Source organism: Arthrobacter sp. D5-1 (genome assembly GCF_017357425.1).
In the GTDB taxonomy this organism is placed as follows: domain Bacteria; phylum Actinomycetota; class Actinomycetes; order Actinomycetales; family Micrococcaceae; genus Arthrobacter.
In genome coordinates this window covers 3,634,900-3,660,966 of the sequence record NZ_CP014571.1, presented here as the reverse complement: position 1 = coordinate 3,660,966, position 26,067 = coordinate 3,634,900, and the positions used below count along the sequence as shown (strand labels likewise).

Here is a 26,067-nt window from a genome sequence, read left to right as displayed (position 1 = left end):
TCAAACGTGTTCAAGCCGTGATTGTGGTCTCGATGCTGACCATTCTTGGGTTCGTCGGCGTGCAGCCTGCAATGGCCACTCAAACGGAGCCTGGACCAGGGGTCGAATCCCCGGAACCGTCCAGTCCGGAAACGCCAACCACTCCAGCGGAACCTCCGGTGGTACTTCCGACCTTTGAACCGCTTCCCCCCCTCATTCCGTTGGACCCAGAGACCCCACCTGTCCCCGTGCAGCCCCCCGTGGCGCCCGCACCCGTCAACCCTCCTGCGGCGGAGCCTGTTGCTCCGCCTGTGGTTCCTGCTGATCCCTCCCAGGAACGACCGGTCGTTGTTACTCCTGTGGAACCAGGTGTTCAGGCGTACATCCCTGAACAGGAACTACCCATTGAGACCGAAGCGCCTGCGGCTGTCGAATCGACGCCCTCACCTACCCCGGTGGTAACCAAGACCGCGGCGATCCCCGTCGCTAGCGCGGACATTGCCGGTCCTTTGAAGGTCGCCCTTGCTCCGGTCGCTGAAAACAACCCCATCGTTCAGGGCATAACAGTCCTTGTTTTGATCCTGCTTGGTGTCGCCTACTTCCGTGCCCTACGTTCCAAGCGGGCTTTAAAGCCTCGACTCAACGGCAAGTAGGCCCATGGTTCCCTCCCTCCCAAGGGACAAAGCTGATGGAAATCCTGCATCACCTATGCGCCTCATGCTCCTCACTCACTCATACTGGCCTGAACACAGTCCTCCGCAGCGACGATGGTCTTCCCTCACCCGAGAATTCCGCAATGCGGGTTGGGACGTAGAGGTCATTGCCCCAGTCGCTCATTACCCGAATGGACGACGCGATCTCCCACGACGTGAGGCTGGCTTCGCGTTTAGCAGCCAGACGGGGCCGCATGGCGAGCGGATCCGGCGAGTCCCGTACCTGCGTCACCTCGGAAAATCTGCAGTGGCTCGCCTCATCGACCAACTCTTCTCGGCGATAATGTCCGTGCCAGTTGGACTGGGGGGCAAGAAGCCGGATGCGATTGTGGCCACCGCACCCAGCCTTCCCACATTGGCGACAGGCTATGTGCTTTCCAGACTTCGAGGAGTTCCCTTGATCGTTGAGATGCGCGACGCATGGCCGGATCTGGCCAGGGATGCGCGCCTTGTTCGGGGCAGTGTCAAAAGTCTGGTTGAACGTGTAGTCGAGTTTGTGCAGCACCGTGCCGACTTGGTGATAACCGTTACGGAGGGATTCGCCGACATCTTGCGGGCCAGAGGGATGCTGAACGTGGGGACGGTGAGCAACGGCCTAGATCTTCGCACTGTGCCGTTTCTCGAACCCCCGGCGCCCGAACGCGAGATTTTTCATGCCTTGTACCTTGGGAACCACGGTAAGAGCCAGCGGTTGGATATTGCGATCCGCGCCAGCGCCCTTCTGGGCGAAGGATTTCACCTGACCTTGGTTGGTCAGGGGACCAACAGACCGCAACTGGTGAAACTGGCGCGCGAACTCAATGCGCCCGTCACCTTTTTTCCTCCCATGCACGGATCAGCCGTACTGGCCAAGTATCGGGAGGCTGATACTTGCATTGTTTCCTTGCGCGACGACTGGAAGTCATTTGAGACCACTGTCCCATCCAAGACTTATGAGGTGCTCGCTGTCGGTCGTCATGTCACGGCAATCGTGAGGGGCGAAGCCGAGCGAATCATCCTGGATGCGAAGGGTGGCGATGTGGTGGCCGCCGACCCCGAAGCAGTCGCAAAGTTGTGGCGCGAACTCGCTCAGGATCGTGGGCGGCTTGACGCGGGTCCCAGCGGTCGTGATTGGGTACAAAAGCATGCCGATTATGCGGAGCTAGCTCAGCAGTACATGTCCAAAATCGCCAGCCTGGTCGGCAGGGAAGCGACTGTCTCGTCCAGGGGCGAGGCCCGATGATTTCCCTGATAAAAAATCTGATCCTCGCGGCCAACGCTCTGGCTGAACACTTGACTGAGGCGCCTTTCGTCTTGATGCTTCAGGTTTCGAGGCGCCTGCCATCCACCATTTCGCGTCCTCTGGCCCGGACCATAGCCGCGGTGGCCCCAGCTTCCAGCCTTCCCGTTTTCATGTTGGCCAGCCAGGTCGCCGGTGACGAAGCCTCTTTGATTCGTCGGTTCGAGAACGCCACTAACCGCCCCGGATCTCCGAATCAGTCTCGAAAGGCGGCAGAGGTCGCCTTGGCCGCAGGGCAGTCCGAATGGGCGGATGCGTTCCTGACAAGGGCAACTGCCAGCAAACACATATCGGCGACTTCAGCGCGTCGTCTGTGGTACTCCGGCGACATGACAGGCGCAGTCGCGATCCTGGATGGAGAAGGAGGAAATCGCGCGAAACAGCGCAGACGGCTGGAGTCCGAACTTCGAGTTTTTGAGGGTTGGCGGCCCTCGCTGTCACAGACGCAGATACGGCCAGAACCACACCGTGTCCTCCACTTGTTGACGAACTCCGTCCCGCACACGGCGAGTGGATATGCTCGGCGCAGCCATTCGATTCTTATAGCTCAAGAGGAAGCCGGATGGGACACGTTAGCGGTCACCCGGCTGGGTTATCCGGTCCAAATCGGCGTCCTTACCGCTCGCGAAAGTGACGTCGTTGACGGCATCTCCTACAAGCGCTTACTGCCCGGGAATATGGCCAAGACCATGGACGAGAGGCTCCAGCAGCAGGCAGAGGCACTATTGCAGGTGGCACGCGAGTTTCGCCCCAGTGTTATCCAAACGACAACGCATTTCGTGAACGGCTTGGTCGCTCGCGAAGTTGCCAACGCGTTGAGTATTCCATGGGTCTATGAGGTCCGAGGACAACTTGCTGATACCTGGGCCTCGACCAGGGGACCTGAAGCGCGGAGCAGCGAACGTTACAGGCTATTTGTGGAGCGTGAAGCCGAACTCATGCGCAGTGCTGACTTGGTGGTCACCCTTGGAAACTCCATGAAGCGGAACATCCTCGCTGTCGGAGTTCCTGAGGATCGGATCCTCATTGCCCCCAATGCGGTGGGCGGCGACTACCTTCGTGAGCCCATGACGCAGTTGGATGCACGGCAGTGTTTGGGCCTTGATCCAGAAGGGTTGTACATCGGCACAGTGAGCAGCCTGGTTGATTACGAGGGCTTGGATGACCTCGTCACAGCATTTGCATTGCTTGCGCTACGGCTGCCACAGTTGAGGCTGGTTGTGGTGGGTGACGGGACGGCTGCTCCGGCTCTTCACGACCAAGTGCTGCGACTGGGACTGTCCGGAAGAACCGTTTTCACGGGAAGAGTCCCGGCGGACCAGGCGCGCATCTATCATCAAGCTTTGGATGTTTTTGTTGTACCCCGTAAGGACTTGGCAGTCACACGTTCGGTGACTCCATTGAAACCCGTGGAGGCACTTGCTTCTGGGCGGCCGGTGGTTGCCAGCCGCCTGGACGCCTTGTCCGAGATAGTGGACGACGGCGTCAACGGTCGCCTATCGGACGCCGAGAATCCCGCGGGACTGGCCGAGGTTCTGAAGGAATTGCTCGAGGACAGCGAGCTGCGTCTTCGTATGGGCACAGCCGGAAGGCAGGAAGTGCTTGACACCAGAACGTGGAAGGCGAACGCGGAAGCGTACGTGCAGGCCTACGAAACCCTGGCGACTAAATATATGAGGAGGGCCAGCTGATGTCGGCGAAAAAGACCAAGCTTCCACCGCCGGCGGCTATTCAGCGGATGTCGGTGGATATCCGCAAGCTGTCCCGAGTGGGGTCACGACCAGGATTCCTGGACTATCTGGTTCAGCTTTGGGACTACCGGCAGTTCATTTTTTATGACGCTCGGGCTCGCGTCCAGAGCGGTACGCGCAAGGACCGGCTGGGTAGTGCGTGGTTGCTGCTTAACCCAGTTTTCAACGGGTTGACATACTACGTAATCTTTGGTCTTTTGCTTCAAACAAGCCGGGGTATCGAGAACTTCGTTGGTTATTTGATCGTAGGGGTATTCCTGTATCAGTTCAGCTCCGGGGCCATAACCTCGGGCGCCCGCTCAATCCGAAGCGGTAAGTCTGTCGTTCAGGCTTTCAACTTTCCGAGAGCTGCCCTCCCCATCGGCGCGAATATCCGAGAGATGCTTTCAGCTGTTCCGCTGATCTTGGGGATGTTGCTGCTCATCATTATCGTTCCACCGGCCGAAAAAATCAGTTTGCTTTGGTTCCTAGTTATTCCGGCCCTGTTGCTACAAGGGATCTTCAACCTTGGAATCGGGATGATTCTCGCCAGAATCATCTCAAGGGTCCATGACGTGACACACCTTCTACCGTTTTTCCTTCGGGCGTGGATGTACGGCTCGGCGGTCTTCTATTCTTATGAAAGATTCGTCTCCGACCCCACCCTGCTAGCCATCATGAAATTCAACCCCTTATTCAACGTGATCGACATAGTGCGTAGCAGTGTTGTATATAACCGAATGCCAGCATGGGAGTCATGGGCCAGCCTTGGCGTTGTGTCCTTGGGCGCCCTCCTAGTGGGCTTCATCTTTTTCTGGCAGGGGGAGGAAACGTATGGGCGCGATTGATGAAGCAGTATTCCTGGACGGACCGCCGTGTGTGGTGATCGACAAAGTCCGGATGACCTATCGGGTTCCTACTTCGGAGGGCAAGACAACCCCAACAGGCAAAGGCATCAAAAACCGTATCCGGCGGGTCTTCGAAAGGCCCAACCTGGTGACGGTTAGCGCGCTCAAAGAAATCTCACTGGTAGTTGAACGTGGTGAATCAGTGGGAATCATCGGGCGCAACGGCTCGGGCAAGAGCACCATGATGAAGCTAATCAGCGGTCAAGTTGTTCCTACTCACGGCGCTGTCTACGCATCAAGTACGCCTGTTTTGCTGGGCGTCAACGCTGCCTTGGTCCCAGAACTCTCGGGAGATCAAAATGTGGTACTGGGTTGTCTTGCTATGGGCATGAGCATGGAGCAGATCGATGCCCAGTTCGCGAGCATCGTTGCAGTATCCGGCTTGGACGCGGCTATTTACCTTCCAATGAAGGGATATTCTTCAGGCATGGCGGCCAGGCTTCGATTTGCCATCGCAGCCGCAGTGAATCCAGAAATTCTTTTGGTCGATGAAGCGCTGAACACTGGTGATGCACAATTCAACAACAGAAGTAAAGCGCGAATGGACGAGTTGCGCTCACAAGCGGGCTGCGTGTTCATCGTCAGTCACGGTCTGGACACTATTCGCGATATGTGCAGCAGGGTGCTCTGGTTGGATAAAGGCGAACTGATCATGGATGGTCTGCCCGAGGAGACGACTGCTGTTTACCGGAACTTTTCCTCAAATCTATCTCAAGGCAACAACTTGAGCGCTGCAAGGATCAAGGACGAAGCGCGGGCAAACCTTGTTGCTACGCGCGTGTTAGAACGGGCCAGTGGGCGCCGCATGGAAGGTCGTTGAGATTCCTTTGATGAGTAATATTCGCAAGGCCGCGTGGCACTTCAGACAGGGTGGCGCAGCTCAAGTCCGGGAGTGGCTGAGGCGGCAGAAAATTGAGAAACGCATCAGCGGCCGACGAAGTTCATCTCCTTCCCGACCAGGGGTAAGCGCGGCTCGTCCCACTTTTGCCCCGCACCGAGTTCCGGATAGGTGCCCACGCCGGGAAGACCTAACCGTCGGTGTCATATTGGATGACTTCTCAATTGCATCGTTTGCTTTTGAGTGGAATCTGCTTCAGCTGCGGAAAGAGTCGTGGCGACAGCAGCTCGAAGAGACAAAGATCGACTTCCTATTTGTTGAGTCTGCATGGAACGGGAACCAAGGGTCTTGGAAGTACCAGCTCATGGGTACATCTGGACCAAAGCAGGAATTCCTTGACCTCATGGAGTGGTGCCGAGATCAGGCAATTCCAACAGTCTTCTGGAATAAGGAGGACCCACCCCATTACCACGATTTCCTTCCGGCTGCGCGCGAGTTTGATGCCGTTTTCACCAGCGACTCGGACCGCATCAGATCGTACATCGAGGATTTGGGGCACGCCCGAGTTGCGGCGCTTCCTTTTGCAGCTCAGCCGGCCATCCACAATCCGGTGCGCGTTGGACAGGGCCACCACTCGCGGGGGGTGGCATTTGCCGGCATGTACTTTGCGCACAAGTATCCGGAACGGCGGCAGCAAATGGACATTTTGCTCTCCGCTGCGCGCGACGCTTCGGACCAGTCGGGACCGAAACTTGAGATCTTTTCTCGCCAACTGGGCGGTGACTCGAACTACCAATTCCCAGTGCCCTACAACGAACATGTGGTGGGTACCTTGGACTACGCAACGATGCTGACGGCATACCGTGCCTACAAGGTGTTCCTCAACGTCAACTCCGTCGTTGATTCACCCAGCATGTGCGCCAGGCGGATTTTTGAAATCACAGCGTCGGGTACGCCCGTCGTTTCAACTCCCAGTGCGGCAATCGGCCATTTCTTCGACGCAGACCAAGTTTTCGTTGCCGGATCGCGCCAGCAGGCAGAGAACCAGATCCGCATGCTCGCTCGGAGCTCGGAGCTGAATGACCGCGTTGTCCACCGGGGGCAAAGGCGAATCTGGAGGGAACATACATACGCCCACCGGGCCGAATCCGTCGTGGCGTCAGTTCTCCCTGAGCGTGTCCGGTTGCCTGAGGTGCCCACCGTCAGCGCTCTGGTGCCCACAATCCGTCCGCATCAGCTGGAGCATGTCTTCTCAACGGTCGGCAGCCAAACAGATGTCCAGATGGAACTTGTCCTGCTGACACACGGCTTTGAAGTGCCGGAAGTCAAAGTACAAGAACTCGCACAAAAGTATGGAGTGAGCCGCTTCAAGTTGTTGACCGCGTCTAGAAATGTGACGCTCGGTGAGTGCCTCAATCGCTGCGTTGCCGCATCAACGGGTGAAGTCCTGACCAAGATGGACGACGACGACTACTACGGACCGCGCTATCTTGTGGACCTTCTGTACGCCCTCGATTATTCGAAAGCGGATGTAGTGGGAAAGCAGGCACACTATATGTACTTTGCCGCGACCAATGCGACCATTCTAAGGAGTTCCCATATGGAACACCGACCAGCTCGGCTTGTAATGGGGCCCACCATGACTGCTCGGCGGGAAGTCTTCGAAGCACATCCTTTTGAGGCGCTTAACAGGGGCGAAGACACTGCCTTTCTTAAGGCCGTCTCCTCAGCAGGAGGTTTGATTTACTCAGCAGACAGATTCAACTTCTGCCAGCATAGAAAAGGTGAAGGACACACTTGGGATGTGTCGGATGAAGAACTGGCTGCTTCGGGCGAAATAAAGTTCTTTGGAGACCCCAAAGAACACATCACTGTATAACCAAAAAGGGGAAAGATAATGACAAATATCAAGACTGTAGCTGTTGTCGGCCTTGGATACATTGGGTTGCCTACTGCCGCGATTCTTGCCACCAACGGCATTAACGTTGTGGGTGTCGATGTGAGCCGGAACACGGTTGACGCGGTGAACCGCGGGGAGGTTCCCTTCGTGGAACCCGATCTCGGTGTACATGTTGCCGGCGCTGTGAGCCAGGGAAACCTGCGGGCCACCACCGAAACTCCAGCTGCAGAGGCCTACATTGTTGCCGTTCCAACTCCGTTTCGTGCGGACTACTCGGCAGACCTGAGCTACATTGAGGCCGCCGCGCGCGGTATAGCACCCCAATTGAAGGGTGACGAACTGGTCATTCTTGAGTCCACTTCGCCTCCGCGAGCAACCCGACACCTGGCCGACTACATTCTGGCTCTTCGCCCGGACCTGTCGCTGGACGGGGCCGATGGTGCTCCCGTGATCCACTTCGCTCACTGCCCTGAGCGCGTCCTTCCGGGTCGTGTCATGATCGAACTTGTCACGAACGACCGTATTGTCGGTGGCGTTACGCCGCTTGCTGCCGAGCTGGCCAAGGACTTGTATGCGGTCTTCTGCCAGGGGGAAATTCTGGTCACCGACGATGTCACGGCAGAGATGGCTAAGCTCGTGGAAAACTCTTACCGCGACGTCAATATTGCATTCGCCAATGAGTTGTCCATAATCAGCGACAAGCTCGGTATTGACGTGTGGGAGCTGATCCGGCTCGCCAACCACCACCCCCGTGTAAACATCCTGCAGCCCGGTCCGGGCGTGGGCGGACACTGCATCGCAGTGGACCCATGGTTTATCGTTGCAGCTGCTCCGGAGGAAGCACAGCTTATCCGTCAGGCCCGCATGACGAACGATGCCAAGCCGGAGTGGGTGGTGGCTAAGGCTCGCAAGGCTGCCGAAGAATTTGGTGCCGCACCTATCATCGCAACGCTGGGTCTGGCGTTTAAGGCCAACATTGATGACCTGCGTGAATCGCCTTCGATCGGCATTGCTGCTGATCTTGCAGATCAGCTTCCCACGGCAAAGCTCCTTGTTGTGGAACCACACGTCGAAGTCCTTCCGGCTGCCCTGAAGGACCGTGCAAATGTCGAACTGGTGGCTACCGAGGATGCAATTTCCAAGGCTGACGTCATCGTTGTCTTGGTGGATCATGACGAGTTCAAGTCCATCTCTCCTGCGGCCTACGCGGGCAAGACGGTGATTGACTCTCGTGGCATCTGGGGCACCGAGGCGCAAGTTGCCGTGCCTAGCTCTCTGTCTGCCTAGTATTCGCTCGGCTATTGGAACGGCATGAAGTCGTATATCGGCCGAAGACGGCGTTAGAACTTCGTGCAATTAGACGGAATTTGCACAGTTAAGGAATCCCCAATCCATGCCAGTTGATGGATATAGAGAAATGGTCGAGGCAACTTGCCGTTATGAAATTGTCTAATCTGATGAAACATTGCTTGATAGCTACTATATTTTGTGCTAGTCAGGTGGCGGCGTTCTATCAGCCGAGTGACAGGCTTGCGCTTATAATAGCGACTTCTGGAGTTATCCTATGCCTGCTGACTCTAAGCTTCATGCATGCCAGAGCTCTTTCCAGGAGCTATAACGCCCAGAGAAGATCTCTTGAATTTATTCGCGACACAAGGGCAAAACAGTCAAAACGAGAACTTGAGATCTTGGAACTAATCAGGGATTCGAGAGTCAAGCAATCGCGGAAAGAATTTGAGATTATCGAACTAATTAGGGATTCGCGGTTGAAGCAGTCGCGGAAGGAATATCAAATTCTAACGGCTATCGATGGGTTCCGTCCCCAGCTTGCCAATCTGCGCACAATGCTCGAAGAGGTCAGTAACCGGATTGCGGTTATGGAACACCGAGAGGAAGCCAAGGGTGAGCTCATGAATCGCGGCTTCGAGGAGCAGCGAGAAGTGGCGGTGGCTGAAGAGAGGCGAGCGCAGCAGGCCATAAGGAGGCTCTTTGGGGCTGTATTGGAAGGGCAGAATCAGATATTGACGCAGCTGGAGACTTCCCAACGCGAGAGGCACATAAGGGGCAACGATGAGTGAACTTTTGAGCGCTGACGCAGCGGATCGTTACGACTATGACATCGTCAACCTGTCCGATTTCAGGTTACCGGGCGGCACCTCGCATTCAATTTTCCAAGAGGTCCTGGCTCAGTCAGAATCCGGTTTTTCGACGGGCCTGGTGCACGTTCCCAGTGCGATGATTCGACGTGCCTTGCCATGGTCACCGCCCATGCGGAAAGCTGCTGGCTTGCCCGGGGTTTCTGTCATCACGCCCGGAAAAGTAATGAGAACACGCCTGCTTGTGATCCGGCATCCTTCGTCCGTAAAGGATCTAGGCCGCGTGTCTGCCATCGTCCGTCCGGACCGCTTGGTTGTTGTAGCCAACCACGCGGCTAAAGACGGCGATGGGACTGTGAACTATGATGTAGCCGAGATTGATGCCGCACTTCGAAGAGCGTACGGAGTCACGCCAGAATGGCGTCCGATTGGTCCCGTCGTGCGGGCCACGCTCCAGGAGTTTTCTTCCACAATCGAGGTGGGTGAAGACTGGATGAACATCATCGTTTCTGAGCAAGCTCAGATTCGGCGTACTGCAGTCCATTCTCCACGGCCCACAATTGGGCGGCACTCACGACCTCAGCCCGCTAAGTGGCCATCAGTGGCGAAAGACATCAAGGATGCCTATCCAATGGATAAGGAATTTGATGTCAGAATCTTGGGTGGATCCAGGGCTGCCGAACTCGTGCTGAACAAACGCCCAAGTAACTGGACTGTGTACGAGTTCGGTTCTTTGCCGCCAACTGACTTCCTGGCTGAAATCGACTTTTGGGTTTATTTCCACCATCCGCACACCCTGGAAGCCTACGGCCGTGCAATCATGGAGGCCTTAGATTCGGGTTGTGTTGTCATTTTGCCGAGTTACCTAGAACCGACATTTGGTGCGGCGGCCGTCTATGCGGAACCAAGTGAGGTACGTGAAGTAGTCAGGCAGTTCTCGGCCGATCGAGACAAGTTTATTGCTCAGTCAACACGCGGCCAGAACTTTGCCCGCAAAATGGGTCCTGAGATTCATACTGACCGCCTAGCTACTTATGGGATTCAACCAAGAACGAAAGACGCGAGCGCTGAAGAGGTTTCAGCGTCGGAGGCCATGGGTCTACGGCGGGTCCTATTCTTGACCAGCAATGGTGCGGGGATGGGGCACTTGACCAGGCTACTGGCTATCGCACGGGCCTCTAATAAGGAACGTGTCGAGCCATTTTTCCTCTCCCTGTCCCAAGGGGTACCGGTGGTTGCCGCTCAGGGCTTTCCTTTTGAGTACATCGCTTCTAGCGGAGCAATGGCAATGCCGGCGCCGGAATGGAACGAATATCTCCTCGAACGTTTACGGCAGTCAGTCAGAGTTCTTAGACCAGCCGCAATCGTATTTGACGGCACCGTGCCGTACGTCGGGCTGGTGAAGTTTTTGCAAGAGTCTGACTTGGTCAAGGTCTGGATCCGTCGAGGCATGTGGAAGAAGGATGCATCGGGTAAATCACTCTCGCGAGAGTCGAACTTTGACCTCGTGATTGAGCCAGGAGAATATGCGCATGACTACGATGAAGGTCCTACATCATCTCGCGATGGACAGCTTCTGGTCAACCCAATCACTGTTCTAGAAGCTGAAGAAACTCTTTCAAGAGAAGACGCTCGTGCCCACATGGGGATGGCACCTGATGAAAAGTCTGTTCTTTTGACGATGGGCGCGGGCAACATCAATGATATTGGAGACATTCAGGACGCAATTCTGCAGTGTTTCGCTAGGTCCCATCCTGAATGGCAAGTGTATGTGACGAAGCCGCCCATTGCAGAATCTATCGGCAAGAGTTCACTCAATGTATTGGAAACATATCCTCTTGCTAGGATTGCTAGGGCTTTTGACTTTGCGATCTCTGCTGCAGGTTACAACAGTTTCCATGAGTGGACGTCGATGCAGATTCCTACTCTGTGGATACCGAACGAACAGACCTCTGTTGACGATCAGCTTGGACGAGCCCGATGGGCCCAAGATGAGAAAGTCGGACTGTGCTTTTCTGGTAGACCGGGTGAGAGTTTGGTGGAACAGATCGCAAGGCTGGTCGACGATGAAACGAGGGACTCGATGCGGACGAAAATGGCGAGTCTAGTACTGCCTGACGGTGCCCGCGCGGCGGCAACCGCAATCATGGAAGGCTTGGGAGTGTGAAGCAAATCAGAACGGACCGCCTTCGCGCCGCAGATATAGGAACGACTATCGGTGCGTATGCGACAACAGGACCCGTGGCCAAGAGCAAAAGGTTTACAGGTGGCAACGCGATCCCAGATGAGTACACAAAAGACTTGCCGATCGCGTTGGTTCCAATCTTCAGCATGAACAAGTCAGACGTTGCTCATTTGCTTCAGACCATATATGCGGCGCAGAGCATCACAATGGGTTTCAGACCCATTTTGTTCACGGATCAGGACATATTTTCGGCCGTCCGTCCTTACGGCTGGGTTATAGAGCACGTGCTTGACGAAAGAACCTGGTTAGAACTTTCGTGCTCAGGTGACTGGCTCACTGCTGTACTTCGAAGGGCACAGTCAGTCTCTGATTTCTTGAACGTAGCTACTGTCCTTGTGCCTGATCCGATTAGTCATAACCGTGGTTTTCTCTCCCAAATCGAGACACTGACAGGGACTAAAGTCGACGTTCTGAGCGGTCTACAACAACCGGTCAGTGTGGATGGGTCATCTGTTGTGGGGTGGAGAGGCTGGTTTGATCGAGTCGTAGGACATGAATCCTCATTCACAGTCTCCGCCGGCAAAGTCGTTGGAAAGATTCGCGTACGAAGAGGTTCTTCCGGAGACACCATACTTATCGACGCAGAATGCTTGGACCAGGAAGGCCTGACCCGCATCCTGGGGGAGGCGCTGAGGCGGGGCTGGAGCTACATTGTCTTTGATGACCTGTTTCAGTTCAGCGACCAGGAATTGTCACTCATGTTGGGGTCGGTTCTGGACGGCTTAACCCCAGACGGAACTCTACTGACCGCCACATCCCCTGAAACTGCGAAAACAGTGCGCTCAGCTACTGAGGACGAACGGGTTTTGGCATCAGAAGTGGTCGGAAACAGTCTGGTGTCGGCGGGCCGTCCGATAAATCTCGCCGACGCGGAGATGCAGAGTCTCGTCTATAGGGCCAGCCGCGCGCTTGTTGGGCGCGGGGATGGTTGGCACGAGCACAAACTACTAGGGGAGTCATCATGAAAGTACTGCACGTAACCGGAGCGCGGCCGAATTTCCCTAAGATGGCGCCCGTCGAGAAGGCGCTACGGATTAGGGACGTAGATCAAGTTCTCGTTCATACTGGTCAGCATTTCGACCGGAATCTGTCGTCTATGTTCTTTGAGCAGCTTCAGATTCCTGAGCCTGATATCAATCTGGGTGTCGGGGGAGGATCGCATGCTGAACAGACTTCCAAGATTATGAGTGCGATTGAACCGGTCATGGCTAACGAGACTCCGGATCTCGTGATGGTCTATGGGGACGTAAATTCGACCGTTGCTGCAACTCTAGTCGCTGTGAAGATGGGTCTCCGCGTGGCACACGTGGAGGCTGGCCTTCGATCAAATGATCGATCCATGCCAGAGGAGATCAATCGATTGGTTGTCGACTCGATTGCTGATGTTCTCTTCACAACAAGCAAGGATGCCTCTGAGAACCTGGGGCATGAGGGCATCCCTGCTGAGAAGATTCACTTTGTCGGGAACCCGATGATCGACTCTTTGCTTTCACATCGGAAATCCTTCGAGACTCCGGATTATGTGAGTGCGATCAAAGGACCGTACAGCTTGGTCACACTTCATAGGCCCGCGAACGTCGACCGGCCCGAGGATGCGTACGAACTTGGAAGGATGCTCAGCGGTTTAGCGGAAGTGCTACCTGTCGTTTTCCCTGTGCACCCTCGGAGTAGGGAAAGCTTGGCTGCGCACGGCATTTTGGACAACCCCAACATTCTAGTAACGGAGCCAATGGGCTACCTCGAGTTCATGGGGACCATGGCAGGGGCCCGCGTTGTCGTGACTGACTCAGGTGGCGTGCAAGAAGAGACAACCGTACTAGGAGTGCCATGCCTTACGGTGCGTCCCAATACAGAACGACCGGTCACCATATGGGCTGGGACAAACCAGCTAGTGGAAAGAAGTGCCGTAGTGGACTCTGTTCGGTCGGAGCTGTCGAGCCCGCGGACCATCCTAGGTCCACCCGAATTGTGGGATGGAAATGCAGGCGACCGCATAGCCGCCCACGTGGTCGGCGACGGTGATGCCAGCAGATGAGCGAAACAAAAACTGCGTTGCATCCCGCGATGCTGTACGGGAGAGCCGGAGGTCAACGATGCGGCCAATAGAACTGGAGCGTTATGAGGCGGACGTCGTCAACTATTCAAGCGGCAGTGACCTAAAGTATGGAAATTACATTCTCGCGGCGCCTATCGACAAGGGCCCAGAATTGTACGCATACGCCAAGGTTCGCCGTGGCCCAATCCTCAACGTAGTGTTTCATGGCGCTGTACGACCGAACGCGGACACTTACCCGAGGTTTGACCGCGTGGGTTCGCTGGGTGGGGGCGGGACGTCTCTGATCTCCTTCGCAGATCCGACCCTAATGATCTCGGAGGACATCGATCTGGGTTGGTATCTCGGAAACTCAGTATGGGATCCATTAGATACCATCGTCGACGTCATCCGCTCGGTGATTCGCGTAAGTGGAGCGGTGGAGGTGAATTTAGTCGGTGGCTCCGGTGGTGGGTTCGCCGCGTTGAGAGTCGGTGCAGCTCTAGATGACTGTCTGGTTTTTGTGTTCAATCCGCAGACTGTCATTGCGAACTACACGCGAAAAGTCGTGGACAAGTACTTCGCTGCGGCATTTCCTGACGTGGAACAGGAAGAACAGCTGCGCGTAGAAGCTGCTCGCTTTGATATGCGATTGCCATATTCGGATGGTGTTGGAAGTCGGCGAGTCTACTACTTGCAGCATCTGGGCGATGGAAGTCACGTCGTTGGACATTATCGGCCCTTCAAACGCAGACTTGGTGTGACTTCCGTCGACGGGTGTGATGAGAATGGGCTTGTGAAACACGTACTAGTTGATTCAGAACGAGACGGCCATGGCCCCCCGCTCCCGAAAGATTTCGAGTGGCATTTTGAGCAGGCTAAGCTCTGGTGCTGGGGTTCTTCCCGCTGACTTCTGGGCGGCGTCAAGATCTTGAGTAGCGATAAGCGCATGGCCGCGGGTTCATCACTCGGGAAGTTCTGAGGCGATTGCTGTGCACTTTTGCCCGCAAAGGATTTCTGAACGCCCCAACCACAATGATCTAGGTTCCGACCCCCTGGATATTCCAACGTCATGCCAGTTGCCTAGAGCCGAATAATCCCTGCTGCTCGGACTATTCGGTTCTAGGCAACGGTAGAAGCGATTAGCTACTCCATGAGCTGGACCACGCCCGACGGAACTCAGCAATGCAGAGGCGATATTTCAGAAAATGTACATTTGGTCAGATGGGGAATTAGTAGTTTGAGCACGATAGGGTATAACGACATGACTTCACCTGATCGAGGACACATTTTGAAAAGCCATTCTATGCCAGCGATCGTTGCCACGTTTGCCTGTGGGCTTCTGCTGACATCATGCTCATCCGCAGAAGCGCAGTTGTCGGCAACCGAGAGCATCGCCGTGCCGACCCCCACGAGTACCTCCGTGGATGTCAATGTCACCACCTCAAAGTCCGGGAAGACATCAACCGGTGTCGAAGTGACGTTTAAAGGTCTACGCCCAGCTGAGGCAGCTGAACTTAGCGCTGCTCAGGATCCTGGCAGACTTGCAGTTGTGGTTCAGTTTGAATACCGCAACACAGCGGCCGAAACGATTCCGCTGCAGTCGGCTCCGCTTACGGTGTTCTCTGGAACCGACAAGAAACAGGTGGAGGGGTCCGTCGTAGCGCAGGACGGTACGACGCGTACTGCGCTCCCGAAACAAATTGCTCCCGGTGCCGTGGTAGCAGTGGTGGGCATATACTATGTGCCAGCGGGTTCCCCTCTCACAATCAAAGTGAAACCTAGTGGTTCGGCGGTTTCAGGAGAAGTGCCATCTGTTGTTTTCACCGGTATAGCTGCGTAAGGGAGTCAGTTGGTGAATTCGACAGCAGGCGCGGCGAGCCGTATGCACGAGGCGTTCCACACGGTCTACAAAATTCCTATAGTCCAGCAATCGAGCATCTCGGAGCTGTCCTTGGGTGATCATCCGAGGGCAATTCACACAATCCCTATTCAACCGGGCCGCAGTATCGACTTTTATTCAAAGCTCTCCCAATCGCGAGATTTGTTCGTTTGTCTGCACGGGGCCATGCGTCCTGGCCCGGAGCGGTATCCGAAGTTTCAACGGGTCTCATCGATGAAAAACCGAGTCGATGCATTCCTATCATTTGCAGACCCTACGCTGCAGCACAGTGTCAATCAGGAATTCGGAATAGGCTGGTATACGGGACGCTCCGGATGGGACCCCATCTTCGATATCGCCAATGTTGTTCGCCAGGCTCAGCTACATGTGGGTGCGGAGCGAGTCATGTTCCTGGGTGGTTCTGCTGGGGGGTTCGCCGCACTGCGCATTTCTACGCTATTCCCAGGCTCCTTGGCGTTTGTGACAGATCCACAAACTAACGTCGGCCTCTACCATCAGGGGCATCGCGATCGCCTCTTCAGCGAGTGCTGGCCTGGTTGGGGGCAGAGAGAGCTGCTTGAGGCATTTCCCGAGCGGTTCGACATGGGCTATCTGTACACAACCTTAGACCCGGATAACTTCGTTTATTACAGACAGTCAACAAGCGACAAGTGGCACTCAGACACGTTCGCCCGGCCTTTCGCTGAGGCTGTCAAGAGCACGGCCGGATCGAGGGTTGGACGCTACGAGTTTGTGTTTGAGGAAGGCGAAGTACCCGGACATGGAAAGATTACTGGTACCGAATTTGATCGACATTTCGGGGAAGCCATGGCCTTCTGGGATGCCCGGGGGTAATAGACCAAAATTCTTCCGCAGCTAACCGAAATTGGGACCCTGCCGATAAGGCTGTCTATTTGGGAGGAACGGTTGCGGTCATGTGGGGCTTTGAAGACCAACAAGAAGGGGTTGCCCGCGACTCTGTGTCGAGGACAACCCCTTCCGCTTTGGCGTTCCTGAATGACTTAGGAGAAGCTCGCGATTCGAGTGCCGACACCCAGTAATTCGGCAACTGCAGCAACAGTCCGAGCAGCTGCCTTGCCATCCCCATATGGGTTTACGGCGTTGGCCATGGCGTCGAAGGCGTCCTGTTGGTTAAGAAGACGGTCTACTTCTTTGACGATCGTTTCTTCGTCGGTGCCGATCAAAGATACTGTTCCAGCATCCACGGCTTCCGGGCGCTCGGTGTTGTCACGCATCACCAGGACAGGTTTGCCGAGGCTCGGGGCCTCTTCCTGAACTCCACCAGAGTCGGTGAGCACGATGTGGGCCATAGACAGCATGCGCGTGAATTCGCCGTATGCCAAGGGTTCCGTAACGACGACGTTCGTCTTGCCTTCAAGCGCGGGTAGCACTGCTTCCCGGACCACAGGGTTCTTGTGCACTGGCAGGACAATGACAAGGTCTGGTTCAGCCTCAGCGATACGTGCCAGTGCCCGTCCCACTCCACGCATAGCGTCGCCCTGGTTTTCACGGCGGTGGGTGGTCACCAGAAGGATTCGACGGCCGCTGGCGGCAAGTTCCTCAAGCTGTGGGTCGGAGAACGGGATGTGCTTGTTAACAGTAGTGAGAAGGGCATCAATCACGGAGTTGCCAGTGACGACGATGTTGCTCTCCGAAATACCTTCGGCCAATAGGTTGGCACGGCTGACGCTGGTCGGGGCTAGGTGAAGACTTGCGATCTGGCTTGTGATCTTACGATTCGCTTCTTCCGGGAAAGGCGAGAACAGGTCTCCGCTGCGCAGGCCAGCCTCGACGTGAACAACAGGTATGCCGTGGTAGAAAGCAGCAATGGCTCCGGCCGTTGAGGTGGTGGTGTCGCCTTGGACGATCACTGCATCAGGTTTGTTGTCAGCAAACAGCTTGTCCAGACCGTCGATAGTCCGAGTCATGATGGCTGAAAGAGACTGACGCTGCTGAAGGATATTCAGATCGTGGTCTGGGACGATTCCAAACAACTCGTTGACTTGGTCCAGCATTTCGCGATGCTGTCCAGTGACCGTGACGATGCAGTCGAAATCCTCAGACGCTTGAAAGGCGCTGACAATTGGAGCCATCTTGATGGCTTCCGGACGGGTGCCGAAGATTGGCATGACGCTGGGCATGGATTTCCCCCGGGAGTGGCGTTGAGTGACCTCCCGATGGTATCGCACCGCACATCGTGGACTTCAATTTGTGTTCCGAGGGGTCGCCGGCCTAGGGCGCAAAAATCAAGGTCAGGGCCAGTACAGGGATACTGATGGAGACGAGTATCACAGCTAGCAGAGCTATCAGGCGCTTGCGACGGAGCGTGAGTTCGTCTGGGGAGGCGTCCTTTTCCTCGGGTTCCGGACTCGCGCTGATGGACACAGCTGCTCTAGTGGCCTCTGCTGGAGTTTGCGAATGCGGGCGCGGAGGAGCATTGACGTCGTGCGTTTCGTACCCAGCCATGAGGCTCGGCGAAATCTCAGACCTGAACCGACGTTTGCGTAGATGCCGAGGGACAGGCGAAATAGCCGCCGACCGGCGGACTTGGTCCGTCACGTTTTCTCCTCAGTTGCGTCCAGATAGACCATGGCCACAGGCAATTCTTACATCTACGCCGCCAACTGCAACATTCGGAGGAGTTGAAGTGCCGTGTGCGCTAACTTTTGCGGGCGCCGCGGGAAGCTCGATCTCCGGTGTCAGAGGGGCGGCTCCAACCTCGAACCGCCCCTTCGCAATTCTGTCAACCTCGATCAGAATAGAGTGCGTCGTTCTTCATTCCCGAACCGTTGGTCACGTTGACGAAGTAATTCTTGCCCGACCCCAAGGAGGTGCTGCCAAGCTTTGCCGTCACCGACTCAAGAAGTGGGTTGATGCCCAATTGCTTCCCGTACCCTGCGTTGTAGCTCGTAGCAGTTACGGTCTTGTCGAACACCCTCCCGTAAGCATCGGTCCATTTGACCTGTACCGTCCCACCACTCAAGTTGTGACCGGTGACCAGGACGTCGCCGTTTCCGTAAAAAATGGAGTCGGTGATCACCGGAGTGGTGCTGCTGGTTTTGAGCCGGTCCAGCATCGGGGCGTACGTCCCACTACATGTGAAGTACGGATCCCACATGAAGGAAATCACCTTTCCCGGGGTGTTGCCCAGCTGCTGGAGTTGTTTGTTAATTCTGGACTTTGTTGTCTGACCGCGCAGGCTGTTGTTGCAAGGATTCTGCGATGTAGCTGGCGCCATACCTTCCAAGTTCGCCCAAAGCTCCGCCCCGGTACCTTCAACCCCTTCAGCCAGAGCTACGAAGTAATCACGAGTTGGTGCCAAGTACTTACCGCCCCATGTTCCGCTGCCCACTATCGCGGCGGCATACTGATCCACACTGTTTCCGGATTCGCTTCCGAAGAATGAAGCGCCTTTGCCGGTGCCCATGCCATCTTGGACCGCGATCGCCAGATCAACGCCATTGGCGGTGTTGGCAATGTTTTCAACTGCTTGCCGTGCCTGATCAACTGTGACTCTGCCGGAGAAGGCGCTTCGTGAGTCGATATAGGGGCTGACAATTGCTGAGCGAGTTGGCTGGTACTGGGCGATCCTCGAGTTCTGGATTTCGTAAACCGTCAGGACCGCATCCCAGACGGCCCCATTGCTGAGCGGCATCTCCGTGTGGTGGTAGAAACCTGCCAAGCCTGGAACGTCGTTTACTTTCTCTTGATAGAGCAGGAATCGCGCAGTGAAAAGTGAAAACGTGGCTTGGTAGGAGAGATCGGGCAAGTACGTTATGTCGGTTCTCTTGACCGGCGAAGGCAGTCCAGCGTAGTACTTCATACCCAAGCTGGTGGCCGTCTTCCCCAGCGAAATGGAAATTGAAGACTGGCCACCCGTTATCACAACTACGTCATAGGTATTGGTGGATGAAGTGCAACCGCTTCCTTGAACGGGTAGCAACAGGATGGTGTATTTCGTGGTGCCATTGGTGACTGTTTTGTCACGCCCGCACAGCACGGCCGGCGATCCCCATGAGCTGTTGTCCGAATAGGTGAAGTAGCGATTCACGCTGACCCCGGAGGCAGCGGCCTTCGCACAGTTGACGCCTGATATTGTGCACCCAGCCGGGATGGTTGACAGCGTTGCAGGCTTGAGCAGCGAACCGAAGGTGATGACGGTGTCACCACCCACTGATTTAATGTCTGTCAGTTTCTTCAAATTGTTTGCGTCACTGGTGCTGCCATAGATGAAGTAACCGCTGATGGGATAAACAGGAGAAGTTGCAGCTTGTGCCGGGGACCCGTGAAGGATACCGAGCACCAGAACGACCGCTGCCATAAGGCCGGCTATAAGGTGACGGGACCTGCGGGGAGGAAAAGGTGTCGGCTCTGCTCTAAAAGTGGCCACGGAGGATCCTTGGGCTCGTAGGGTGAGACCTTGGACCTATGGCAAAAGGATGGCGCGCTGGATCCCGAAAACTCAATAGCTTGACCGGAACCTTCATGTAGCCAAAAAGTTTGCAAAACCTATGAAGTGCTTTGACTTCGAAGCCGACGGCGATCGATATGGTGTTACTAGTTTTGTCATACCGGCCAAGTCCGTGGAGCCGGCTCTAACTACTCGAGCACTCCGGTCGAATCCACGTATCCATCAAACCGCCGCTTTCCACCACAAACCGGTCCAGCCAAGCTCCCGCTGAGAGGTCAGGCTGGGAACCAACCATCTGCACCTCTGCGGAAGTACATTGCTCAATGAGGGTGCCGGCGCGCATCACGTGATACTCCGACGTCACCACCGTCACGGACTTCCAACCATGGTCTGCAATCAAGTCGCGAAGAGCTTCGGCCTCGCCCCTCGTATTCAGCGGTGAGGGGCGGAAGCACACCAGGTCAGGATCGTCTTGATCCTCGTCGCACAGCGCATCGCCCTCCACGTTGCCCGCCAGGCCAGTCGTCGAGACCACGAGGACAGGTATATCCAGTTTCTTCTGCAATTTCTGAGCCACAGGCAACCGTTCCTTGCTCATGCCGCCCAGAACAACGATCGCATCAGTACGGTGAGGGGTTGCCTGCGGAGGGTCGTAGAAGAACTGAAACGCGGCGATCAACCAAAGAACCGCTGCCAGCAGACATGCCCCCACGAAGACGCCAATGGCGCGTGTGGCGGGGGCAATTTTGAGGGGCACGGGGACAGTCTAAGGTTCGGAAATGTGTGGTTCTCCCAGAAAAAGGCCACCCAATCCGACTACCGCGTATCAACATCCTCGAAAACAAGGAAAGTCTGGGTATCCTGCACTCCGTCCATGGACTGTAACTGGTCGAAGATCACACGCCGAAGGTGGATGTTGTCCGTTGCCCGGACCAAAAGAATGACGTCAAAGTCCCCGCCTACCAGGGCGATGTGGTGGATTTCCGGGATCGCGCGCAGCTGTTCCTTGAGTTCGCGCCACGAGTGCTGCTGAACTTTCAACGTCACGTAGGCCGATGACCGAAGGCCGGCTCTGATGGGATCCACCAGGGCCGTGAACTTGGTCAACACACCTTCGCCCGTGAGGCGGGCGATCCTTGTATAGGCGTGGGCGCGGCTTATGTGCACGTTCTCGGCCACTTGGGTGACGGACATGCGCCCGTCGGTGGTCAGCTCCCGGATGATGTCCCGGTCCACACTGTCCAGTGGTACGGCGGTCTGCTCCGCCTCGGCCTCGCTCACTGGCTCTCCAATTCGTCTACAGCACGGGCACGTTACCCAGCTCACAATTGCAATTCGTCTTTCAGAATACCCATTCCAGGAAAGGGCTTCCATGATTCAGCGGAAAGCTGGATACGAAACAAGGCTCGGGAACATACTGGAAGCACATAGTGGCTAGAGAAGGACGGACCAATGACGATCCACGCAGACCACTCTGCGCCGGAAACGGCTGTAGAGGACCACGCCGCTGACGTTCGAACAAAATTCGGCATCAGCGTTGAGGACTACATGCTCCCCGCCCGGCACCAGATCCAAATGGTGAACCCGGACGGCACCCTCCGCTCCCATGACGAGCAAGGCACCGAGCCCGGCCACGAGTACCCCACGCCCAGCGATGCGGAACTGATGGCCGCTTACGAGCAGCTCGTCGTCGGACGTCGCGTCAACGACCAGAACTCGGCACTGGTCCGGCAGGGCCGCATGGCCGTCTACCCCTCAAGCCACGGCCAGGAAGCCTGCCAGGTTGCAGCTGCCATGTGCCTCAGCGACGGCGACTGGCTGTTCCCCACTTATCGTGACGCCGTCGCCGTCATGACCCGCGGGGTGGACCCCGTTGAGGTGATGACCATCTTCCGCGGCGATTGGCACGGCGGGTACGACCCCAAAGAGCACAACGTGGGCATTCAGTGCACGCCGCTGACCACACAGCTGCTGCACGCCGTCGGCGTCGCGCATGCTGCCAAGCTTCGCGGTGAAGACACGGTAGTCATGGCCATGTGCGGCGACGGAGCTACCAGCGAAGGCGACTTCCACGAGGCCCTGAACTTCGCCGCAGTCTTCCACCTACCCGTAATCTTCTTCGTGCAGAACAACAAGTACGCGATCTCCGTACCGCTCAGCCACCAGTCCGTGGCGCCGTCCCTGGCTCACAAAGCTGTGGGCTATGGCATGGCCGGTGAGCGCGTTGACGGCAACGACCTCGTCGCGCTGCTCGCAGTCATGGACCGCGCAGTGAAGCTGGCCCGCGAGGGATCCGGCCCGCTGTTGATTGAGGCCCACACGTACCGCATGCAGGCCCACACCAACGCCGACGACGCCACGCGTTATCGCCCGGACAGCGAGGTCGCCGAATGGCAGGCCAAGGACCCGCTGGCCCGAATGAAGTCCTACCTCACTGACAAGGGCCTCCTCGACGACGAGGCCAGCAACAGGATCGCCGTGCATGCCGAAGCCGTCGCAACCCAGCTCCGCGAAGGCCTTGGTGAGGACGTCCCGGTCCAGCCGCTGGACCTATTCAAGTACGTCTTCGACAAGCAAACGCCGCAGCTGAAAGAACAGTCCGAACTGCTCGCCAGCGAACTCGCACGAGAGGAGAGCGCAAAATGACCGTCACCGCTGCTGCCACAGGCACCACCACCGCTAACGTCAGCGCCGCCACCGCCAGCGCCGCCGCTTCCGCCGCGGCCACTGCAGAAGCCACCGGCCCGCAGAGCCTCACCATGGCCAAGGCACTGAACACCGCGATGGCCGACGCCATGCGCGCCGACCCCTCGGTCCTGGTATTCGGCGAAGACGTCGGAATGCTGGGCGGCGTCTTCCGCATCACTGACGGCCTCATGGCCGAATTCGGCGAACAACGCTGCTTCGACACCCCGTTGGCTGAGTCAGGCATCGTCGGTATGGCGGTGGGCATGGCCATCAACGGCATGCGGCCCGTCATTGAAATGCAGTTCGACGCCTTCGCCTACCCGGCCTTCGAGCAGATCGTCAGCCACGTCGCCAAAATGCACAACCGCACCAAGGGCAAGCTCAAAATGCCCATGGTCATCCGCGTTCCGTACGCCGGCGGCATCGGGGGAGTGGAGCACCACTGCGACTCCTCCGAGTCCTACTACGCCCACACCGCAGGCCTGAAGGTCTACACGCCCGCCACAGTGGCCGATGGCTACCGCATGCTTCGCGAAGCCATCGACTCCGATGACCCCGTGATGTTCATGGAGCCCAAGAAGCTCTACTGGTCCAAGGACCAGGTGGACTTGGGCGCCTTGCGGGCAGAGCACAACGCCGGCACCTCCACCGAGGGCCGCGCGGCTGTCGCTCGTCCCGGTACGGATGCAACGCTCATCGCGTACGGCCCGTCGGTTCCCACCGCGCTCGCCGCAGCCGCGGCCGCTGCAGAGGAAGGCCGCTCACTTGAGGTCATCGACGTCCGTACCCTCGTCCCTTTCGACGACGAGACCGTCTGCGCGTCTGTACGCAAGACGGGACGCGCCGTCGTGATCGCCGAAGCCCATGGATTCGCGTCCGTGTCCTCCGAGATCGTGGCCCGCGTCCAGGAACGCGCGTTCCACTACCTCGCCGCCCCGATCCTCCGCGTGACCGGCTTCGACGTCCCGTTCCCGTCTCCCAAGCTGGAGCACTACTACCTGCCAAGCGTCGACCGCATCCTCGACGCAGTCGACGACCTTCAATGGGAGGACTGACCATGAGCTCAGATATGCAGGTCTTCAAACTGCCCGACCTTGGGGAGGGCCTCACCGAGGCCGAACTGGTGAACTGGCTCGTTGCCGTGGGCGACGAGATTGTGGTTGACCAGCCCATCGCCGAGGTTGAGACCGCCAAGTCCATGGTTGAGGTGCCCTCGCCTTACGCCGGCACGGTTGCCGAGCTGCACGGTGAGGCTGGTCAAACGCTCGACGTCGGCAAGCCGCTGATCTCGATCGCCCGCGCTGGCTCCGTGGGGGCTGCGCCCGCTGCCGCGGCGCCTGTTCCGACCGGTTCCGTGGATCCTTCCCCGGTGTCCTCGGGCCTTGATGTTTCGCCCTCTGTGAAAGCTGCTGCCGAGACGTACCGGACCGAGGAGAAGGCCGGCTCGGGCAACGTGCTGATTGGGTACGGTACGCCCGGGGGAGCTACCGGTGGCCGGACCCGCCCGCGGAAGGCGAGTGTCGGCGTCGGTTCTTCTGTTTCGGTGGCTGAGCCTGTTGTTGCGCCTGTGATGGAGCCGGGTGTGGCGGGGACGCGCATCCCTGGCAAGCTCAGTGCTGTCATCTCTCCGCTCGTCCGCAAGATGGCGCGCGACCATGGTGTCTCCCTCGACGCAATCGAAGGTTCAGGTGCCAGCGGGCTGATCATGCGCAGGGATGTGGAGGCTGCTATTACGGCGCCTTCTGTTGATGCTCCTTCTGCTCCAGCTCCGGTGGCCGCTCCCGTTGCCGCTCCTGCTGATGCGGGAGCAGTTGACAGCCGCACGGGTTTGGCCGTCTCGGCGCGGACGCCGGTTCGTGGTGTCCGCAAGGCGGTTGCCGCGAACATGACCCGCAGCCGCTCGGAGATTCCGGAAGCGACCGTGTGGGTGGACGTGGACGCCACCGCGTTGCTGGAGATGCGGGCCGAGCTCAAAAAGCGCGCACCGAACGACACCCCGGGCCTACTGGCTTTTATAGCCCGTTTTGTCACGGCTGGGTTAAAAAAGTATCCGCCCCTGAACACGCGCTTTGAAACTGCTTCGGACGGCTCGCAGGAGATCGTTGGCTTCGAAGGCATCAACCTCGGCTTCGCCGCGCAGACGGACCGGGGCCTTGTGGTTCCTTCCGTGCGGAACGCGCACGAGTTGAGTGCCCGTGAACTGGACGCAGAGATCCGTCGACTCACCGCCGTCGCACGCGACGGAAAGGCGACCCCCACCGAACTGGGCTCCGGCACTTTCACACTGAACAACTACGGTGTGTTCGGCGTGGATGGCTCGGCTGCGATCATCAACTACCCCGAGGTTGCCATGCTGGGTGTGGGTCGCATCATCGACAAGCCCTGGGTAGTCAACGGTGAATTGGCCGTCCGGAAGGTCACCGAACTGACCTTGGCTTTCGACCACCGCGTATGCGACGGCGAAACCGCGGCCGGCTTCCTCCGGTACGTTGCTGACGCCATCGAGAACCCGGGTGGAGCGCTCGCGGACATGTAACCCTCTCTCACATCCCTCGGGCTTGAGCGAGTCGCTCTATCAGATCCTCGGGTTTGGGCGGGATGCTCTCTCACATCGGTGGCTCTTCCCACCTAAGGGAATAGCCACCGATGTTTCTTTATGAACCGCTGGCGCTCGTGCCGGAGAGCGTTAGCCCTCGGTAATTGCGTTTACCCTGAGTCGGTTCTCCCACTTCTTTGAATACGCTCGCGGCGTCCGAGGTGTCGCCGCTCGAAATTGGACGGATACCCATGGCGTTGAGCAGATCCTGGTCTCCAGAGGGTGTGGCTGGACTGCGGTAGTTCTTAACGATGATGAAGAAATGATGCGACAACGTGGCCCCCGGCTGTTGGGGATCTGTCCACTTCACGCCAAACCCTCCGGCTTCGCCGTAGCCCACAGAGTTCTCGCTCGAGAATGCCTTACAGCTCGGGCCTGATTCGAAGGACTGGGCAACTTGAATGCGTTTATCCTCGCGTGCCGGCGCTACTCCGGCCCCGGAGTATTTCTCAAGGTCCAGTCCTGAACTGGAAATGATGGCCTTCATGCTGACTGCTGTGGTGAAGGATTCGGTGGTTACTTTTGCTCCAAGAGCGCCGGGAATGACGGCATCGCGTTGAGGGTCGTAGGCGCAGGTCCCTCCCAAGAGGAAACTGCTCTTCCCGGGGTGAACAACTGTTCCATCAGCTGGAACCGCCACAGTGTCCCAAAGGCCGATTGACATCGTGTAGCTGTAGCCGCTGTCGTTGGCGAATTTCCAGTCCATGGTGTGGGGCGCTGGGGAGATGATTTCAGATGGTGGGGCGATC

At 57.2% G+C, this 26,067-nt stretch carries 22 protein-coding genes; 17 read left to right on the top strand and 5 right to left on the bottom strand.

The genetic code is table 11. The features are described 5' to 3' along the window. Nucleotides 1-239 precede the first annotated feature (239 nt). From AYX22_RS16855 to AYX22_RS16790, 14 genes are all read left to right on the top strand, one after another. Nucleotides 240-632 carry a hypothetical protein gene (locus AYX22_RS16855; RefSeq protein WP_207594412.1) on the top strand — a complete coding sequence of 131 codons (393 nt, stop codon included), beginning with the start codon at nt 240-242 and terminating at the stop codon, nt 630-632. A 4-nt stretch (nt 633-636) separates the two neighbouring features. Then, the gene (locus AYX22_RS16850; protein WP_207594411.1) at nt 637-1,914 is read left to right on the top strand and encodes a glycosyltransferase family 4 protein; all 1,278 of its coding nucleotides are present in this window, start codon (nt 637-639) and stop codon (nt 1,912-1,914) included. Between the two features lie 539 nt (nt 1,915-2,453). Further along, complete coding sequence (locus tag AYX22_RS16845) at nt 2,454-3,662, top strand: glycosyltransferase family 4 protein (RefSeq protein WP_242703370.1); 1,209 nt, start codon at nt 2,454-2,456, stop codon at nt 3,660-3,662. Continuing rightward, nucleotides 3,662-4,549, top strand: a complete 888-nt coding sequence (locus tag AYX22_RS16840) for an ABC transporter permease (RefSeq protein ID WP_242703369.1) — start codon at nt 3,662-3,664, stop codon at nt 4,547-4,549. Before AYX22_RS16845 ends, AYX22_RS16840 begins: the two co-directional genes overlap by 1 nt. Beyond that, nucleotides 4,536-5,429 carry an ABC transporter ATP-binding protein gene (locus tag AYX22_RS16835; RefSeq protein ID WP_207594409.1) on the top strand — a complete coding sequence of 298 codons (894 nt, stop codon included), beginning with the start codon at nt 4,536-4,538 and terminating at the stop codon, nt 5,427-5,429. The genes AYX22_RS16840 and AYX22_RS16835 overlap by 14 nt, the downstream gene beginning before the upstream one ends. Nucleotides 5,430-5,655: 226 nt before the next feature. Continuing rightward, on the top strand, nt 5,656-7,326 hold the full coding sequence (locus AYX22_RS16830) for a glycosyltransferase (RefSeq protein WP_347565670.1): 1,671 nt from the start codon (nt 5,656-5,658) through the stop codon (nt 7,324-7,326). Between the two features lie 18 nt (nt 7,327-7,344). Continuing rightward, the gene (gene wecC, locus AYX22_RS16825; protein WP_207594408.1) at nt 7,345-8,634 is read left to right on the top strand and encodes a UDP-N-acetyl-D-mannosamine dehydrogenase; all 1,290 of its coding nucleotides are present in this window, start codon (nt 7,345-7,347) and stop codon (nt 8,632-8,634) included. 212 nt (nt 8,635-8,846) lie between these two features. Then, a complete protein-coding gene (locus AYX22_RS16820) occupies nt 8,847-9,425 on the top strand; it encodes a hypothetical protein (protein WP_207594407.1) in 579 nt (192 codons plus the stop codon). Beyond that, on the top strand, nt 9,418-11,610 hold the full coding sequence (locus AYX22_RS16815; RefSeq protein ID WP_207594406.1) for a glycosyltransferase: 2,193 nt from the start codon (nt 9,418-9,420) through the stop codon (nt 11,608-11,610). Before AYX22_RS16820 ends, AYX22_RS16815 begins: the two co-directional genes overlap by 8 nt. A 74-nt stretch (nt 11,611-11,684) precedes the next feature. Continuing rightward, nucleotides 11,685-12,653 (top strand): hypothetical protein, encoded by a 969-nt coding sequence (locus AYX22_RS16810; protein WP_207594405.1) that lies wholly within the window; start codon nt 11,685-11,687, stop codon nt 12,651-12,653. Beyond that, nucleotides 12,650-13,723: a UDP-N-acetylglucosamine 2-epimerase (non-hydrolyzing) gene (wecB, locus tag AYX22_RS16805; protein WP_207594404.1), complete on the top strand. Its 1,074-nt coding sequence runs from the start codon at nt 12,650-12,652 to the stop codon at nt 13,721-13,723. The genes AYX22_RS16810 and wecB (AYX22_RS16805) overlap by 4 nt, the downstream gene beginning before the upstream one ends. A gap of 58 nt (nt 13,724-13,781) precedes the next feature. Then, nucleotides 13,782-14,630, top strand: a complete 849-nt coding sequence (locus tag AYX22_RS16800; RefSeq protein ID WP_207594403.1) for a hypothetical protein — start codon at nt 13,782-13,784, stop codon at nt 14,628-14,630. A gap of 354 nt (nt 14,631-14,984) precedes the next feature. Further along, nucleotides 14,985-15,563, top strand: coding sequence for a hypothetical protein (locus tag AYX22_RS16795; protein WP_207594402.1), 579 nt, complete (start codon nt 14,985-14,987; stop codon nt 15,561-15,563). Nucleotides 15,564-15,575: 12 nt separating this feature from the next. After that, complete coding sequence (locus tag AYX22_RS16790; RefSeq protein ID WP_207594401.1) at nt 15,576-16,457, top strand: hypothetical protein; 882 nt, start codon at nt 15,576-15,578, stop codon at nt 16,455-16,457. A 167-nt stretch (nt 16,458-16,624) separates the two neighbouring features. Here AYX22_RS16790 and wecB (AYX22_RS16785) read toward each other — a convergent pair whose 3' ends face one another. From wecB (AYX22_RS16785) to AYX22_RS16770, 4 genes are all read right to left on the bottom strand, one after another. After that, complete coding sequence (gene wecB / locus AYX22_RS16785) at nt 16,625-17,764, bottom strand: UDP-N-acetylglucosamine 2-epimerase (non-hydrolyzing) (protein WP_207594400.1); 1,140 nt, start codon at nt 17,762-17,764, stop codon at nt 16,625-16,627. Between the two features lie 602 nt (nt 17,765-18,366). Next, a complete protein-coding gene (locus AYX22_RS16780; RefSeq protein WP_207594399.1) occupies nt 18,367-19,944 on the bottom strand; it encodes a hypothetical protein in 1,578 nt (525 codons plus the stop codon). Nucleotides 19,945-20,218: 274 nt separating this feature from the next. After that, the gene (locus AYX22_RS16775; RefSeq protein ID WP_242703368.1) at nt 20,219-20,791 is read right to left on the bottom strand and encodes a YdcF family protein; all 573 of its coding nucleotides are present in this window, start codon (nt 20,789-20,791) and stop codon (nt 20,219-20,221) included. 59 nt (nt 20,792-20,850) lie between these two features. Then, nucleotides 20,851-21,315 (bottom strand): Lrp/AsnC family transcriptional regulator, encoded by a 465-nt coding sequence (locus tag AYX22_RS16770; RefSeq protein WP_207594398.1) that lies wholly within the window; start codon nt 21,313-21,315, stop codon nt 20,851-20,853. A gap of 171 nt (nt 21,316-21,486) precedes the next feature. On the opposite strand from AYX22_RS16770, the gene pdhA reads away from it, so the two are divergent. Genes pdhA through AYX22_RS16755 form a run of 3 tightly spaced genes read left to right on the top strand, consistent with a single transcriptional unit; the run spans nt 21,487 to nt 25,258 of the window. Continuing rightward, a complete protein-coding gene (gene pdhA / locus AYX22_RS16765) occupies nt 21,487-22,680 on the top strand; it encodes a pyruvate dehydrogenase (acetyl-transferring) E1 component subunit alpha (RefSeq protein WP_207594397.1) in 1,194 nt (397 codons plus the stop codon). Next, the gene (locus tag AYX22_RS16760; protein WP_207594396.1) at nt 22,677-23,777 is read left to right on the top strand and encodes an alpha-ketoacid dehydrogenase subunit beta; all 1,101 of its coding nucleotides are present in this window, start codon (nt 22,677-22,679) and stop codon (nt 23,775-23,777) included. The genes pdhA and AYX22_RS16760 overlap by 4 nt, the downstream gene beginning before the upstream one ends. Nucleotides 23,778-23,779: 2 nt before the next feature. Further along, on the top strand, nt 23,780-25,258 hold the full coding sequence (locus AYX22_RS16755) for a dihydrolipoamide acetyltransferase family protein (protein WP_242703367.1): 1,479 nt from the start codon (nt 23,780-23,782) through the stop codon (nt 25,256-25,258). 118 nt (nt 25,259-25,376) lie between these two features. On the opposite strand, the gene AYX22_RS16750 is transcribed toward AYX22_RS16755, so the two are convergent. Beyond that, nucleotides 25,377-26,024 carry a hypothetical protein gene (locus tag AYX22_RS16750; protein WP_207594394.1) on the bottom strand — a complete coding sequence of 216 codons (648 nt, stop codon included), beginning with the start codon at nt 26,022-26,024 and terminating at the stop codon, nt 25,377-25,379. Nucleotides 26,025-26,067: the final 43 nt, after the last annotated feature.

Bases quoted from the DNA above. Each gene is read 5' to 3' on its own strand.
- AYX22_RS16850 (WP_207594411.1), top strand. From the start codon at position 637: ATGGTTCCCTCCCTCCCAAGGGACAAAGCTGATGGAAATCCTGCATCA.
- AYX22_RS16840 (WP_242703369.1), top strand. From the start codon at position 3,662: ATGTCGGCGAAAAAGACCAAGCTTCCACCGCCGGCGGCTATTCAGCGG.
- AYX22_RS16835 (WP_207594409.1), top strand. From the start codon at position 4,536: ATGGGCGCGATTGATGAAGCAGTATTCCTGGACGGACCGCCGTGTGTG.
- wecC (WP_207594408.1), top strand. From the start codon at position 7,345: ATGACAAATATCAAGACTGTAGCTGTTGTCGGCCTTGGATACATTGGG.
- AYX22_RS16815 (WP_207594406.1), top strand. From the start codon at position 9,418: ATGAGTGAACTTTTGAGCGCTGACGCAGCGGATCGTTACGACTATGAC.
- wecB (WP_207594404.1), top strand. From the start codon at position 12,650: ATGAAAGTACTGCACGTAACCGGAGCGCGGCCGAATTTCCCTAAGATG.
- AYX22_RS16800 (WP_207594403.1), top strand. From the start codon at position 13,782: ATGCGGCCAATAGAACTGGAGCGTTATGAGGCGGACGTCGTCAACTAT.
- AYX22_RS16795 (WP_207594402.1), top strand. From the start codon at position 14,985: ATGACTTCACCTGATCGAGGACACATTTTGAAAAGCCATTCTATGCCA.
- wecB (WP_207594400.1), bottom strand. From the start codon at position 17,764: ATGCCCAGCGTCATGCCAATCTTCGGCACCCGTCCGGAAGCCATCAAG.
- AYX22_RS16780 (WP_207594399.1), bottom strand. From the start codon at position 19,944: ATGGCAGCGGTCGTTCTGGTGCTCGGTATCCTTCACGGGTCCCCGGCA.
- pdhA (WP_207594397.1), top strand. From the start codon at position 21,487: ATGACGATCCACGCAGACCACTCTGCGCCGGAAACGGCTGTAGAGGAC.
- AYX22_RS16760 (WP_207594396.1), top strand. From the start codon at position 22,677: ATGACCGTCACCGCTGCTGCCACAGGCACCACCACCGCTAACGTCAGC.
- AYX22_RS16755 (WP_242703367.1), top strand. From the start codon at position 23,780: ATGAGCTCAGATATGCAGGTCTTCAAACTGCCCGACCTTGGGGAGGGC.
- AYX22_RS16750 (WP_207594394.1), bottom strand. From the start codon at position 26,024: ATGGACTGGAAATTCGCCAACGACAGCGGCTACAGCTACACGATGTCA.